14 protein-coding genes are annotated in these 13,639 nt (G+C 52.9%); 4 read left to right on the top strand and 10 right to left on the bottom strand.

The features are described from left to right. Positions 1–54: 54 nt before the first annotated feature. The 5 genes from CMUST_RS14230 to CMUST_RS14210 form a co-directional block, all read right to left on the bottom strand. Positions 55–555 (bottom strand): type II toxin-antitoxin system death-on-curing family toxin, encoded by a 501-nt coding sequence (locus CMUST_RS14230; protein ID WP_052844807.1) that lies wholly within the window; start codon positions 553–555, stop codon positions 55–57. Between the two features lie 2 nt (positions 556–557). Further along, the gene (locus tag CMUST_RS14225) at positions 558–1,130 is read right to left on the bottom strand and encodes a Panacea domain-containing protein (RefSeq protein ID WP_047263066.1); all 573 of its coding nucleotides are present in this window, start codon (positions 1,128–1,130) and stop codon (positions 558–560) included. Positions 1,131–1,457: 327 nt separating this feature from the next. After that, a complete protein-coding gene (locus tag CMUST_RS14220) occupies positions 1,458–2,774 on the bottom strand; it encodes an LCP family protein (RefSeq protein WP_047263065.1) in 1,317 nt (438 codons plus the stop codon). A gap of 54 nt (positions 2,775–2,828) precedes the next feature. Further along, entirely contained in the window at positions 2,829–3,557 is a 729-nt protein-coding gene (locus CMUST_RS14215) for a CPBP family intramembrane glutamic endopeptidase (RefSeq protein ID WP_047263693.1), read from the bottom strand. Positions 3,558–3,567: 10 nt separating this feature from the next. Beyond that, positions 3,568–4,746 (bottom strand): amidase, encoded by a 1,179-nt coding sequence (locus CMUST_RS14210; RefSeq protein ID WP_047263064.1) that lies wholly within the window; start codon positions 4,744–4,746, stop codon positions 3,568–3,570. Between the two features lie 59 nt (positions 4,747–4,805). Between CMUST_RS14210 and pheA the strand changes: the two genes are divergently transcribed. Continuing rightward, positions 4,806–5,753 carry a prephenate dehydratase gene (pheA, locus tag CMUST_RS14205; RefSeq protein WP_047263063.1) on the top strand — a complete coding sequence of 316 codons (948 nt, stop codon included), beginning with the start codon at positions 4,806–4,808 and terminating at the stop codon, positions 5,751–5,753. Then, positions 5,754–6,410 (top strand): histidine phosphatase family protein, encoded by a 657-nt coding sequence (locus CMUST_RS14200; RefSeq protein WP_047263062.1) that lies wholly within the window; start codon positions 5,754–5,756, stop codon positions 6,408–6,410. It abuts the gene before it with no gap. A 461-nt stretch (positions 6,411–6,871) separates the two neighbouring features. On the opposite strand, the gene CMUST_RS14190 is transcribed toward CMUST_RS14200, so the two are convergent. The 5 genes from CMUST_RS14190 to CMUST_RS14170 form a co-directional block, all read right to left on the bottom strand. Further along, complete coding sequence (locus CMUST_RS14190) at positions 6,872–7,810, bottom strand: nucleotidyl transferase AbiEii/AbiGii toxin family protein (RefSeq protein WP_047263060.1); 939 nt, start codon at positions 7,808–7,810, stop codon at positions 6,872–6,874. 2 nt (positions 7,811–7,812) lie between these two features. After that, on the bottom strand, positions 7,813–8,814 hold the full coding sequence (locus CMUST_RS16175) for a type IV toxin-antitoxin system AbiEi family antitoxin domain-containing protein (RefSeq protein WP_052844806.1): 1,002 nt from the start codon (positions 8,812–8,814) through the stop codon (positions 7,813–7,815). Between the two features lie 425 nt (positions 8,815–9,239). After that, positions 9,240–9,587 (bottom strand): metallopeptidase family protein, encoded by a 348-nt coding sequence (locus CMUST_RS14180; protein ID WP_047263059.1) that lies wholly within the window; start codon positions 9,585–9,587, stop codon positions 9,240–9,242. Positions 9,588–9,614: 27 nt separating this feature from the next. Then, positions 9,615–10,622, bottom strand: coding sequence for a septum formation family protein (locus tag CMUST_RS14175; protein WP_047263058.1), 1,008 nt, complete (start codon positions 10,620–10,622; stop codon positions 9,615–9,617). A gap of 10 nt (positions 10,623–10,632) precedes the next feature. Then, on the bottom strand, positions 10,633–11,382 hold the full coding sequence (locus CMUST_RS14170) for a GntR family transcriptional regulator (protein ID WP_047263057.1): 750 nt from the start codon (positions 11,380–11,382) through the stop codon (positions 10,633–10,635). Positions 11,383–11,475: 93 nt separating this feature from the next. Between CMUST_RS14170 and serS the strand changes: the two genes are divergently transcribed. Both serS and CMUST_RS14160 read left to right on the top strand, forming a co-directional pair. Continuing rightward, positions 11,476–12,735: a serine--tRNA ligase gene (serS, locus tag CMUST_RS14165; RefSeq protein ID WP_047263056.1), complete on the top strand. Its 1,260-nt coding sequence runs from the start codon at positions 11,476–11,478 to the stop codon at positions 12,733–12,735. Positions 12,736–12,767: 32 nt separating this feature from the next. Continuing rightward, a complete protein-coding gene (locus tag CMUST_RS14160) occupies positions 12,768–13,634 on the top strand; it encodes a lysophospholipid acyltransferase family protein (RefSeq protein WP_047263055.1) in 867 nt (288 codons plus the stop codon). Positions 13,635–13,639: the final 5 nt, after the last annotated feature.

Here is a 13,639-nt window from a genome sequence, read left to right as displayed (position 1 = left end):
GCTATATTTTCTACTTGGGCTGGGAGATACAGTGACTGATATCAGAGAGTGCACCTATTCATTAGGCTTACTGCGATGCGACTTAGCGGTGGCATCAGGTTCAGTCCATTCTTGAAGGAGCTGGCTAGCCTGCCGGATCAATAGGTCATATGGATGCGAACTGATGACGATTTCTTCGACAAATCTCGATCCAGCTTCACCATCTGGTTCAGTTATACGTATTGATAAGTATCGTAAATAGGACAAGCCAAGGTGAAGCGCTGTTCTTTTATTTCCATCGCCGAAAGGGTGTCCTTTGGCGATGTGAACTATCAATGCGGCTGCGCGGTCATAGGGTGATGCATATCTAGGTCGGTGATTGCTAAATACTTGAAAAGGAGCGTAAACCGCAGACTCCAAAAGATCTTTTTCTACTGAGTATCCGGAGTATGCTTCTGGAACCCCTTCACTAGTTTTTCGTTTACCGCATCTTTTATTAAGCTCACACGCGAGACTGACGAGGAAAGCTGCAATACGTTCCTCGTCAGTCTGCTGTGAAAATTTTTTTGGAGACAACGCTATCGCTTGGCAAGTAGTTCAAATGTGCGGTGCCATTCCTTTTCAATTTCGATTGCAGTCTCAAGCATGTCTTCAAAATTGAAGTCGGTATTATTGAATATTTCTGCCGGAGCTGTAGGGGCAGGTTCACCTGAACGGATACGATCGGTGAATTCTTCACGAATCGTGGTGATGCTGAGTGGCTGTTCAGATTTTGCATCGTGCGGAAGCCCTCGCCGAGCCTCAAGCCATGCACGACCATGACTAATTTCTGAAAGCTCTTCTGAAGAATACGCGTTATAGAAAGCAACTACATTTTCAACAACGCTACGTTCATACGACGAAAGCGTAGTTGAATCCCCATTCGGGATGAATGAAACGATCCATCCGTCAGCAATTCTGTCCGAACGATCCCGCAAGGACTTTGGTACAGGCCCCATGGTCCATGCCTGCAGCTCTTCATTGAACAAAGGCATTCCGGTCCAAGCTAGATGCCAGCCTTGAGAGAAAAAGCACAACTTATAAAGTCGCATTTTGTCAATGCTAGGAACCAGCTCAGTAATCAGCTGACCCACGTTGTACACAGTTGCCATGTTTCCCTCCTTTTGCTGACGAATTATGAAAGCAAATATTAAGTGTCAGCCATTCTACGCTTTACGTTGGTGATTTCATAGCGTTAGAAATGGAATGATGAAAATCTCATGGAAGTTGATCACATCAACACTGGCTCAGGTCACTGTATTTCCATAACTCACTTTTACCTTATAACGGCATATATAGAGTCCGAGGTTGGTCTCCCCAAGTCGATGATAAGCAAGATGTTAATTATCGCCACACAGCATAAAACCCCGCCCGGAACACCGATGTAATCGAAGTAACCCCGGCGGGGCGGACTACCCGAGGGCGTCGAAAAGCAAAGACTATTGCAGGGAGGAGAATAGTTGGGCGGCAGCCGCCTCGTCCCACAACACGACGCTGCCGACGTCGTAATCGCCGAAACCAGCAACCGGAACCGTTTCGGTGGCAAGGCCGCCGCGCATGGCAAGCCCAACCCGCGCGAGGTTCCACACATGGTCGGATTCCCCAACCGTAAAACTGCCGGTGACGGTATTGATCGTCGGCATGATCCGCAGCGGATTAGCCAGGGTACCTGTCGACGACGTCTTCTTCACCAACGCCGTGAAGAACTCCCGTTGCCGCTGTACCCGATCCAAATCCCCCATCGGGGTGGCGCGGGTACGCACGTAACCCAACGCGGTCGGGCCGTCAATCGTCTGGCAGCCAGCGCCGATGTACAAATTAGCCAGCGGATCCTCAATGGGGTACTCCGGGCACACCTCAATGCCACCAACCGCATCGACAACATTGGCAAGACCACCCATGCCGATCTCGGCGTAGTGGTCGATCCGAAGCCCAGTGGCTTCCTCCACCGTTTGGCTCAAAAGCGGAGCGCCGCCGAAGGTAAACGCTGCGTTGATCTTATTCATCCCATAGCCCGGAATGTTGACATAGGAATCACGCGGCAACGAAACAAGGGTGGCTTTCCCGCTACGCGGAATATGCAACAACATAATCGTGTCGGTACGCATGGAACCAATGTCGCCACCGGTGCCTAGCCGCTGCACATCTTCTTCGCTCAGCCCCGTGCGAGAATCCGAACCAACCAAAAGCCAGTTCGTGCCAGCGGTATTCGCAACATGTTGCACCGGTTCGGCATCGGTACGGTTTAACCGGGAATCAAGCCACAGCGTGCCAGCGATACCCAAAACCAAGACAATGGCGACCAGCCAGGTAAAGCCAGCCACACAACCCCGAGGCCGGAACCGACGGCGGCGCGCCGGGCTGGCCGGGATGTGTGCTGGTTGCACTGGGCGTGGCTGTGGTTGTTGGTAGTTACTGGGTGCGGCCCGAGTGGGTTGTGCGGGCGGAAAGTATTGTTTAGGCCGAGGTGGTTGTTGCTGTTGCGGTTGCTGTAGTTGCCGCTGTTGGGCGGGAAAAGCTTCATAGCGGGTAGCTGGTTGCTGCGTAGGTGCAGGTGGTTGCTGGTGCGGCCGTGACGCGCCGCTGCCGTCGCGGCGTGGTCTGCGCACCGGGGCGTTTCCGTGGGTTGGGTTGCTTGCCGACGACTGCGTGGTCGGGGTGCCGCGCCGGAGGACGGGGCGACCAAATCGATCCTTGATTATTTCCCCCTGCGCATTGCGGAGGTAGTCATCTTTGCGAGAACCCTGCGAAGTCATAGGGTTAAGACTAGTAGAAAACCACGGTGGGTTAGCGGTGCGCAGCTTAAAAAATTACAAGCCTAAGAAGCTCAAATTGCCGCGCAGCAGGGAATAGCCTACAAACGCGACGATGTCGATGAGGAAATGGGCGATAATCAACGGCCATATCCGCGCGGTTTTATAGAAATAGGCACCGAAAATCAGTCCCATAATAATATTGCCAAAACCGGCAGAAATCCCCTGGTAGAGGTGGTAACTTCCTCGAAGGAGTGCCGATAAACTAAGCGCCCACAGTGGGGAGATGTTCAGTTGTTTCAACCTGCTTAGAAACCACAGCACCACGATGATTTCTTCGGCAAAGGCATTGGCTGCCGACCAGATAATCAAAACGGGTGCTTCCCACCAGACGTTATCTAGTGCTGAGGGAACTACTTGTTTGCTCCAGCCAAAGTGTACCGCCGCCACATACAATGCTAAGCCCGGCAACCCAATGAGGGCGGCTAGTCCCGCACCATGTGCGATATTCGTCGGCCAGCGTTCTACATCGGAGTTAAGCGTGCGTCCCAGCAAGAACAACGCCAAAAAGCCCCAGCCGAATAACACTGCCGCGCTGCATAATTGCAACGCCAAGTCGATCCACATGACCGTCGACTGATGGTCAGTAATGGTGGCAGTCTGCTTATTCAATGGCTCAGGTTGAGCCAACGAATTGATCAACCGCAACGCTGAACGTAGACCAGATATTCCGAAGGTGATAACAAGGACGATCGCTATCTCATGCAGTAGCTTCTTCCGGGGCATAGGCATTGCGTTAATCCTCCACGCGGCGGTGCGGGTCTGGTACCAGGGATGCTGCGAGGCTTAATAATTCGCTTTGCGACGCCCGTAACGCACCCAAGTGAATAGGGGTGCGGATCCGCTGGAACGGAATCGAAACGGCAGCTAAACCAGATATGTTAAACATCGTGCCCCACGGTGTCCATTGCGTTTGGGCATAGAAATCATCTTCCGGCTTCATGGCAGAAAAATACCCAATCGGTGGCGGATCGAAAGTCAGCATCGGGCTGAGCAGGACATCAATATCCCAGGCCCGAAGCAACTGCGATCGCACCGACATGAATTCCGTAACGGCCGCGTCGCGGCGGCGAGGTCCGATTCCTAATCCCAGGTCTTGAAGCCAGGACACTATAGGAGAGGCATCGCCAGTGATCTTCGTTGACCGCAACGCCAGGATGTCTTTAAACGCCGCGAATGGTGCATCACCATAGGGGCGACTGACTGGAATTACCGTATGCCCTGCCGCGCTTAACGTAGCTGCGGCCGCATCCACAGCGGCACCTAAGTGGTCGGCGAGGTCAGCTTCCGCATGAACCGGCTCAAACAACACCCCGACCCGCAAGGGGCGCAGATCGGAAACCAGGGGGATATCATGCACAAACGCAGCGTCGGCCACGGTTGCGGTGATAAAACCTTGGGCGACCGGATTGGCAAAACCCACCGAATGCGTGGGCTTGAAGCCTACTAAGCCAGTGCACGCAGCCGGGACCCGGATGGAACCACCACCATCCGAGGCGTGCGCGGCCCGTACCAGCCCGCGTGCCACCATGACGGCCGCCCCGCCGGAGGAACCACCAGGTGTATGCCCCGGCAATGTTGGGTTATCGGGGTGGGGTAACCCAACCGGCTCGGTATAGGCAGTTAGTCCCATTTCTGGGCTTAAGGATTTGCCGGGTACGAGTGCCCCCTGGCGTCGAAAAGCACTGATAAATTCATCCGTATCTTCGGCGATATACGTTCGATGCACCGAACCCATGGTGGTCGGCATACCTGCGACGTCTGATAAATCCTTCGCCGGAATGATCCAGCCACTGAGTCTGCCGGAATGTGTGGGGGTTGCCGAAGGGTCGAAAAATGCAAAACCATGCTCTTCCGGACGCAGTTTTTCTACCGCCGCGCATAATTGCGCAAAGGACTCTACGGATTCTGACATGGTGCAAGAGTACCCGCTAACTGTCGCACACTAACAAATACCCGATAAGCTGTAATGCCATGAGCGCCACTGTTTCCTACCTCGGCCCCGCAGGAACATTCACCGAAGCCGCCCTGTGGAAATTCGCCGAAACCGGGGTATTTCGCACATTAGACATCACGCCACTTCCAGCAACCAATCCGCGCGAAGCCATCGACGCCGTGCGCGACGGTGCCGCGGATTTCGCCTGTGTCGCCATTGAGAACTCCGTCGACGGCCCCGTCACCCCCACTTTCGACGCCATTGCTGCTGGCCGCGGCGTCCATATTTATGCCGAACTGGATCTTCCTATCGCCTTTGCGATGATGGTGAAACCCGGCATCGACCTATCGCAGGTCCACCGAGTGGCAACCCACCCGGTTGCCTATCAACAAGTGAAAACGTGGCTGGCGGAAACCATCGGGGAACACGAATTCATTCCCGCATCCTCCAACGCGGCCGCCGCGCAACTCGTCGCCGACGGCGGCGCCGACCTCGCCGCAGCGCCCACCCGTTCGGCGGACTTATTCGCCCTTGACATCGTCGCCGATGACATCGCCGACGTCGCCGGTGCCCGCACCCGTTTTGTTGTGGTTGGTCCCAGCGGCCCGCCACCTAAGCCCACCGGGGTTGACCGCACCGCAGTGGTATTTACGCTGCGCAATGAACCCGGTTCCCTTGTTGCCGCTCTCACTGAGTTTGCGGTGCGGGGCGTGGACCTATCCCGGATTGAATCTCGACCCATCGAAACCGGGTTAGGCACTTACCGCTTCCACGTTGATATCAACGGGCATATCGCCGACCCGCTTGTGGCCGAAGCGCTGCGCGCGTTATACACTCATTGCGATTCCATTAGGTTTTTAGGCTCCTGGCCAGTGGCACAAGCAAATGACCGCGAATTAGAACTTCATCAACACAGACAACGATTAGCGGAAGCCGACGCGTGGGTGAAAGCCGCAGCAGTAGGGCAGGAAAGCGAGTCAGAATAAATGGGCGGAAAAATCATTCTCATGCGGCATGGCCGCACGCTTTCCAACGCACGCCGCTATCTCGATACCCGACCCCCAGGGGCGGAGCTCACCGACATGGGCCGCTCACAAGCACTCGCGGCTGGGCAACGACTGCGCGAAATAGCCCCGGAACTGGGGCTTGCTGTCAGCTCCATTGCGCTACGCGCCCAACAAAGCCTGCACCTGGCGATGCTGGGCTACGGTGCACAAACCAGTGGGGAACTTGGGGTCGGCGTTTCCGCCGTACCCACCGCAGTTTTTCCTGGATTACACGAAATCTATTGCGGCGATTACGAAGGCCACAATTCCGAGGAAGCGCACCAGCACTACAATCAGGCGCTAACCGGCTGGAAAGCTGGGCATCTTGACGTGGGGCTTCCTGGTGGTGAAACCCCACGACAACTCCTTAACCGCTACGTTCCTTCCCTCCATAAGGCTTACGAACAAGCAGCTGGCAAAGACCTTTTTGTTGTATCGCACGGCGCCGCGATTCGCCTGATCGGACTGCACGGAACCACCTGCGACCGCTCTGTTATCAATGACCGGTACATTGCCAATGGCTCCCTCGCCGTCATCGAACCAACCGGCGACTTCGGCAGTTGGCGGTGTCTACACTGGGCGGATGAGGTCGTCTGATACGGAAGAGTAAGCATGATCGCAGCGGATAAGAATCTAGAAGTTTTACGGTCTGCCAGCGAGTACATGTGGGTCGATGGGCGCTGCGGTTTGGGCAATAAATCATTCAACACACGGGGTTTAGATGATGTGGTGCACTATAAGTTCAGGCCCAGCGCTCATGACTGGTTTGCACTATCGATTGGGTTTCCCCATCGGACGGAGTGATATGTCACCGTAAGCCCTGCCTATTCGTTACCACCATTCGCTCAGTGAGGATGAATGCAACAGAGAGACTGTTCAGCTACATGCGGGAGGTGGCGTTAAAACGTCGACAAGCGAAGCCCAAGCCCACCTAAACTTGTTAAACACTGCGGCTACGTTGGTAAGGTGGGGCAGTCCTCAATTTAGGCAAATGAAACTTCTAAAAACGCGCAGTTTCCGCTTAACCTTAGAATCTTCACGGTGTTGAATAGTTTCTGCTAATCCTCCCATATACGTCTCAGGTAGTTCCAGGTGCCATGGATACGTTGAAGTTGTAGGACTTCGTCCAGACATTTTCCTGCGAAATCCAGTGAAGCCTCTAAAGGATAAAGCTCTACTGGTAGTCCGTAGCTAGGGGCGTTCTGTTTATAATTTTTCTCCCATTCGGGACTAGGGAGAACTAGCTTCGTCGGCCACGTAATACTGCGACGGCGAGCTTCGTGTTCTAGAACATTTACCAGTTTTGCAGCGGAAAAATTTTGTGTACAGATAATTTGAATGATGTCGGCTAAATCGTGAAAACGATTACTAGCCCCACTATGGTGGATTTCGTACATAGCGCAGATTTTGTCCGCAAGATGTGCTTCGATAGCGGTCGCAAAAATATCGAAAGAATCATACCCTCCGTCCTTGGTTAGCTGATTGAGGAGAGGATCAATGGGTACTCGTTCCATTGGGGCTTGAGTATGTCGCTGAACAGAGACATCGATTTTAATCCTGTGATAAACAGTCGCGCCCAGCTTAGCTTCCAGCTTCACCTCAACTGTCGGCGTTGCGTATCCATCGGGTCGGGGAGAACTTGTAGTATGCACTGACGTCACCGAAAAAGTAAAAGGATCATGGACTTTTCGCTGAGCAATCTGCTCAAATTCTCTACGTATCTCATCCGGGTTTTCCCAGTTTGTAGCCCGAGCTAAATCAATGTCTTGGGTGAAGCGACCATGCCCATTACGCATTAACAAGGCAGTTCCCCCTTTCAACACCCATTGTGTGGCGTCAGTAGCCTCAGTAAAAACCCGATGGAGGAAGCACTGAAAAACTAACTCAAATTGAATGCTGTCCCTGCTCCGTTTTGTTTCCTTCGCAAGGTTACCGATGCGAGTAGAAAGGCTTCTTTTAAAGTCGCGCTCCGCGGCGCGACTTGAAGACTGGCTCATGTCTACTCCCCTTCTTTTTCGACATCAGAACTTCTATCAGAATCCTGTTTTGATCTGCGTGAAAACGTATCTAGCGCACGTTGTGTCTTTGCAAAACTCCGAGATTCCTCAATGATTGATTTTATTGGTTTCGTAGAGCGGTCAACTTGTTTCTTTAACAGTGAATCCAGAAATGGTGTATTCACAGGCACGTCCTTCGTGGCGAGTTCGGCAAGCGTTGCGGATGGTGAACCACTATCCGTCTGTTGTCGATATAGTTCTTCAATGATTGTTCTTATAACGGAAGAGTTCTGTACAGCCAATTCCTCCAGGGCCTGCCTGATGGCTGGGGGAAGATCGGCCTCAATCTCGTGTCGGTGTCCTTCCGTTTCCTCTTGCTGTTGGCATTCAAGCACCAGTTCCTGACCAGAAGCAAAACCATAGGCCCCTGCTACACCGTCAAGCTTGGTAGAAAGAGTTCTCGATCGGACTCCCTCTTTTTGCAACGCATCTACAACGATCGTGGCCAAGTAACCAAACTCGATTTTCTTTGCTGCCAAATCAGCTACTGTACGTTCTACTGATGTCACTGGTAAGCCATCAACATTGACAACGTCTGCCCACGAGACTCCACGATTAACATAGATATAAATGTCGTCTCGAGACGTTTGTTTCCTTGTCGTTGAAGTAAACGTTAACTTCGCTGGAATCAAGTCCCCAATCCGATGGATAAGCGCAGCAGATTCATGCGAAACGACAAGCTTTTCCTCTAATTCCCATCGTTCATCAGGAAACAGATCTCCGCCTAGTGCAACCCAAGCAACGCGGATGTCCGTGAAAGGCCCATGTTGGGCTGATGGCAAAAGGTACACTCCTTGACGTACTCGCATGACAACGCCTTTGTTGGCCAGGCGCCCCAGCTGAAGTCGACTAACGCCTTCCCGTTGGGCTTGCGCAGTAGTGATAATCCCCCATTGGTCGGAAGCGGCTAGCTCCAGCGCCTCTAAAACTTCAATATTCTTCATTTGTATCACCTAATTTACTTTTTTGTATCATTATAAGCGATACAAACAAAGTTTAGCTAAAAGAAAAATGATACAAATCCAGTTGCGCATCAGTGAGTAGTGTCAGCTATACCTACCGGCTTTTGGGGCGACAGAATTGTCGTGAAATGAGCAAACCATGTGGGGAAAGGTTCTTTACTAGTGCATTTGCGGTATCGGATTGGTTCCAAACGCCGATCATCAAAGCTGATAGAGGTTGAAGTTGCGTTGAAAAACTCGCGCCATTGGAAAGTTTTGGCACCAACAACTCGTCTCGCACGATCTAATTACGGGACTTGTGCCTTGAAATTTTGAACGTGTGAGAAGCCATCACGAAATGCATGGACAGCTGAATCACTGCGTTAGAGCCTGGCGCGCGAAAGGGGGCTCAGTAATCACGTTTTCTGCTAGCCGTAGCCGAGTCGATCCAGATCGTCTTCATCCAAACCGAAATAGTGTCCGACCTCGTGCATGACGGTGATTCGGGTTTGTTCTACCAGTTGTTCCTCGGTGCGGCAGAAATTTTTCAGCGCTTGCCGGTAAATCGTGATGGTGTCGGGTAAATACCCTGTGTGATCGAAGGTACGATTCGGCAACGCCACTCCGTGGTAGAGACCGAGTATCCACGGGTTGTCGGGGTTAAAGTCCTCAATAAGAAAGACCACGTTTAAGATGTGCTGCATGATGTCGTCGGGGATGCTGGCTAGTGCCTGATCCACGAGTTGTTCAAAGCGTTCATCGCTAATATCGATCACGGCACACCTCCTGGTGTCAGGGTGGGGTTAGTGTTCTACTTTGTCTAACGCTTCCGGGTTAACAATAGGGGAGCGTTCTGGACGGTTTTCTGGCGGGTTGCCGTTAATGGTGAAAGTTTCCTTCGCAGAGCCGACCAATGTGCCGAGGTTCTCGCCGTCAGCGAACATCAGTGAGCAGTTAACACTGTGTGAACCACGGTTCCAGGAGTTAGCTGGCAGCGATGTCCATAATGGTTGCAGGGTAGAACGGTAGAGTTGTTCCTCACCGCCGAGGTACTCCCGACCCGCCTGTGTACAGGCTTTACGCAGGTGCGAATCTTGGTCTTCAATGCTGGGGGTTCCGTCCGGGAATACTGTTTTGAGATCAACAATTGCGGTGGTTTCCAATTGGTGCGGTTCCGAGCAGTCAACCGCTTTGGTGGCGCTGGCGCTATCCACCGCAACGCAGGAACCAACCGCGAACACGCGGGATTGATCCTGTTGCGCGGCTTTGCCGGTGGTGGTGATGACGGTGCCCGAGGAGTCGGTTGCTTGCACGCCGCACAGGAGGGTTCGGTCGCCAGCATTCCAAGATTCTTGTGGTGGCAAGATCGAGGCTACCGAGTATCGGCCTAATGGGTCGAAGGAACCACCTAAGTATTCCATAGTGACATCAAGACACAGTTCTTCCCGCAGCTGTGCTTGCCGGGTTTGGTTTGGCAGTTTTGCGGTCTCGCCGAATTCCGAAGACGGGTAGACAGCAAGATCTTCGCGGGATGCAACTTCAAACCGGTGCGGGCCAGCGCAGTCAGTTTGTTCGAAGGAGGCTATGGCGCCGCCATCAAGCTTCCAGGTGAGGCAGGAGCCGACATCGGCTGAGGTGAACGAAATGGAGTTTGTGGCGTTATCGCTTTGCGACGCCTCAGACTGCACTGGTGCGACAGGTTGCGGGGTGGAGGAGGATACGAGTTTGTACCCGCCAATCGCAGCGACTGTAGCAAGGGCCGCTACAAGTGCGATTCTCAAAGCTTCTGCGGAGCGCCATTTCTTATCCATAGTTATTCCATCATGCCTTAGTAATCAGTGAGCGCAAAGCATAGCGGTCTGTTCGATAGACTGAAGTGCACCACTCCACTGGCCGGTGGTGTGCCCGGGAAAGCCGCACTACCTTGAGTAATGGGGTTCCTTTATCGACTTCCAGAAGTTCGGCCTCTTCGATGGTTGCTGCGACGGCACTGACTATTTGTTCTGCATTGGTGATGGCTATTGCGTACTGGTGCTCCAAAATCGCGTAGACGGATTTATATACGTCGTTTTCCAATAAGTTCGGGGCGAGAGCGGAATTGTACCAACCGTCATCTATACAGAATGGTTTTTTGTCACCTAACCGCAAGCGCCGTAGATGGGTATGTGGTTGGTTTGGTGGGGAGTTGAAAAATGCCCGAATATCTTCAGGGGCGGGAGACCACGCCGATTGCAGGATTTTGGAGGTGGATTCAATGTTTTGAGCCGACATTTCGTCGGAGAAACTTGCCAAGTGCACTCGGGCGACCAAGGGGGAGTGGGCCACAAAGGTTCCTTTTCCGCGGGCGCGCCTAAGCTTGCCGCTGGCAACCAGGTCGCCGATGGCGCGTCGTACCGTGATGCGGGAAACGCCATAGGTTTCTTCTAGTACCCGTTCGCCGGGCAGCATATCACCGGGTTTTAACTGGTGGGTGCAGTAATCTTCAAGGATCTCCCTGAGTTGTTGGTGCTTTGGAGTATCTGTCCCGTCAGTCAGGGTCCTGGCGGGCAGCTCCATAAGAGTGTCGGCCATGTATATCATTCTACCCCTAGTGGTAATAACCAGTGCTGGATTTTTCGGTTAGGGGTTCTGTAATACCCGGGCATTACCGGTAGGCTGATAGACATGATTGACCTGAAATTCCTACGCGAAAATGCCGACGTTGTTCGCCAATCTCAACTCACTCGGGGCGCAAATCCGGACTTGGTGGATGAGCTCATCGCTGCAGATGAGGCCCGCAGGATCGCCATCAAGGCGGCGGACGAACTGAAAAGTGAGCAGAACGCGTTCGGGAAGAAGATCGGTCAGGCCACGCCAGAAGAACGCCCTGCGTTATTGCAAGGTTCCAATGAGCTTAAAGCAAAGGTGAAAGCGGCGGAAGAAGCCCGTAAAGCTGCGGAAGCTACTGTAACTGACCTTCAGATGCAGATAGATAACGTGGTCGAGGGAGCGCCTGCTGGCGGTGAAGATGATTTTGTGGTTTTAGAACATGTAGGTGAGCCGTCTAGCTTCGATTTTGAACCTAAGGATCACCTTGATCTTGGGCTTTCGCTGGGTCTAATCGATATGGATCGCGGTGCCAAGGTGGGCGGCGCCCGGTTCTATTATCTCACTGGTGACGGTGCGTTTTTACAGCTTGGTATGTTGACTTTAGCTGCGCAGAAAGCAAAAGCTGCTGGTTTTACCCTCATGATTCCGCCAGTATTGGTGCGGCCTGAGGTGATGAGCGGCACCGGTTTCTTAGGTGCGCATTCGGATGAGATCTACTATTTAGAACGTGACGATTTGTACTTGGTGGGAACCTCAGAGGTGGCTTTGGCTGGTTACCACCAGGATGAGATCATTGATCTTTCGCAGGGGCCGGTAAAGTACGCCGGTTGGTCATCGTGTTTTCGTCGAGAAGCGGGGTCCTACGGCAAAGACACCCGAGGAATTCTGCGGGTGCATCAGTTCGACAAGTTGGAAATGTTTGTGTACTGCAAGCCGGAAGATGCAGCCGCCCAACATCAGGCGCTATTAGATATGGAACGTGACATGCTTAAAGCAGTTGAAGTGCCGTATCGCATCATTGATGTCGCCGGCGGTGATTTGGGATCCTCGGCGGCTCGGAAATTTGATACTGAGGCATGGATTCCTACCCAACAGACCTACCGGGAACTTACATCGACATCTAACTGCACCACATTCCAGGCCCGTAGGTTGCGCACCCGCTACCGCGACGAGAATGGCAAGGCACAGGTTGCTGCCACGTTGAACGGTACTTTAGCTACTACCCGGTGGTTGGTTGCAATTTTGGAAAACAATCAACAGGCTGATGGCTCTGTTATTGTTCCTGAAGCGTTGCGGCCATTTGTTGGCAAAGACGTTTTAGAGCCGATCAAGTAACCCCTTAAACACGTAAGTTAGGAAATCGCACCATGGCACGCGCCGGTTGGCGAAAACACGGATCGATATTTTGGGTACGCCCCGGATTCACCACTATCCCAGCCCACCCGTCTGAATCCCGGGAAACTATTTATAACTCCATCATTATCCGGTTAGTGATCGCGATGTTGCGGTTCCAGGGTATAAAACTTTCTATTTCTGGTTCGGAAAATATCCCGCGTACCGGCCCAGCTTTGTTAGCAGCCAATCACACTGGATACTACGACTTCATTTTCAGCGGGGCCGTGGCCAAGTTGCATGGGCACCGGTTGGTGCGGTTTATGGCGAAGAAAGAAATCTTTGAAGTTCCGGTTGTTGGTGCCCTCATGCGGAAAATGAAGCATATTCCGGTGGATCGTTCGGCGGGGGCATCGTCGTTAGATGCCGCCATTGACAGTTTGGCCGACGGTAACTTGGTGGGTATTTTCCCCGAAGCCACCATTTCACGCAGTTTTGAGTTAAAAGAGTTTAAAACTGGGGCGGTGCGCATTGCTAGTACTGCGAATGTGCCGCTTATTCCGATGGTGTTGTGGGGTTCACAGCGAGTCTGGACTAAAGATCACCCGCGCAAGCTGGGGCGTAATCATATCCCGGTGTGGGTTCGCGCAGGGGCACCCATTGAACTATCTGGTGATATAGAAAAAGACACACAGACGCTTAGGGATACGATGTCTGTGATGTTAGACGAGCTGCGCGCTGAATATGAAGAAGAATACGGGCCGTTTCCCGGTGGGGAATATTGGCGGCCGAAATCCTTAGGCGGGTCTGCGCCCACACCGGCGGAAGCCGACGAACGAGACGCAGAAGAAAAGCGGCAACGCGCCGCGAAAAAGGCCGCGAAAGCCAAAAAGAAAAAGTGAGATGG

It is taken from the genome of Corynebacterium mustelae, assembly GCF_001020985.1.
GTDB lineage: Bacteria > Actinomycetota > Actinomycetes > Mycobacteriales > Mycobacteriaceae > Corynebacterium > Corynebacterium mustelae.
The sequence above is the reverse complement of the archived record's forward strand: the minus strand, read 5'-3'. Positions and strand labels throughout refer to the sequence as shown.

Bases quoted from the DNA above. Each gene is read 5' to 3' on its own strand.
- CMUST_RS14220 (WP_047263065.1), bottom strand. From the start codon at position 2,774: ATGACTTCGCAGGGTTCTCGCAAAGATGACTACCTCCGCAATGCGCAG.
- CMUST_RS14190 (WP_047263060.1), bottom strand. From the start codon at position 7,810: ATGAGCCAGTCTTCAAGTCGCGCCGCGGAGCGCGACTTTAAAAGAAGC.
- CMUST_RS14175 (WP_047263058.1), bottom strand. From the start codon at position 10,622: ATGGATAAGAAATGGCGCTCCGCAGAAGCTTTGAGAATCGCACTTGTA.
- CMUST_RS14210 (WP_047263064.1), bottom strand. From the start codon at position 4,746: ATGTCAGAATCCGTAGAGTCCTTTGCGCAATTATGCGCGGCGGTAGAA.
- serS (WP_047263056.1), top strand. From the start codon at position 11,476: ATGATTGACCTGAAATTCCTACGCGAAAATGCCGACGTTGTTCGCCAA.
- CMUST_RS14200 (WP_047263062.1), top strand. From the start codon at position 5,754: ATGGGCGGAAAAATCATTCTCATGCGGCATGGCCGCACGCTTTCCAAC.
- CMUST_RS14160 (WP_047263055.1), top strand. From the start codon at position 12,768: ATGGCACGCGCCGGTTGGCGAAAACACGGATCGATATTTTGGGTACGC.
- CMUST_RS14170 (WP_047263057.1), bottom strand. From the start codon at position 11,382: ATGGCCGACACTCTTATGGAGCTGCCCGCCAGGACCCTGACTGACGGG.
- CMUST_RS14215 (WP_047263693.1), bottom strand. From the start codon at position 3,557: ATGCCCCGGAAGAAGCTACTGCATGAGATAGCGATCGTCCTTGTTATC.
- CMUST_RS16175 (WP_052844806.1), bottom strand. From the start codon at position 8,814: ATGAAGAATATTGAAGTTTTAGAGGCGCTGGAGCTAGCCGCTTCCGAC.
- CMUST_RS14225 (WP_047263066.1), bottom strand. From the start codon at position 1,130: ATGGCAACTGTGTACAACGTGGGTCAGCTGATTACTGAGCTGGTTCCT.
- pheA (WP_047263063.1), top strand. From the start codon at position 4,806: ATGAGCGCCACTGTTTCCTACCTCGGCCCCGCAGGAACATTCACCGAA.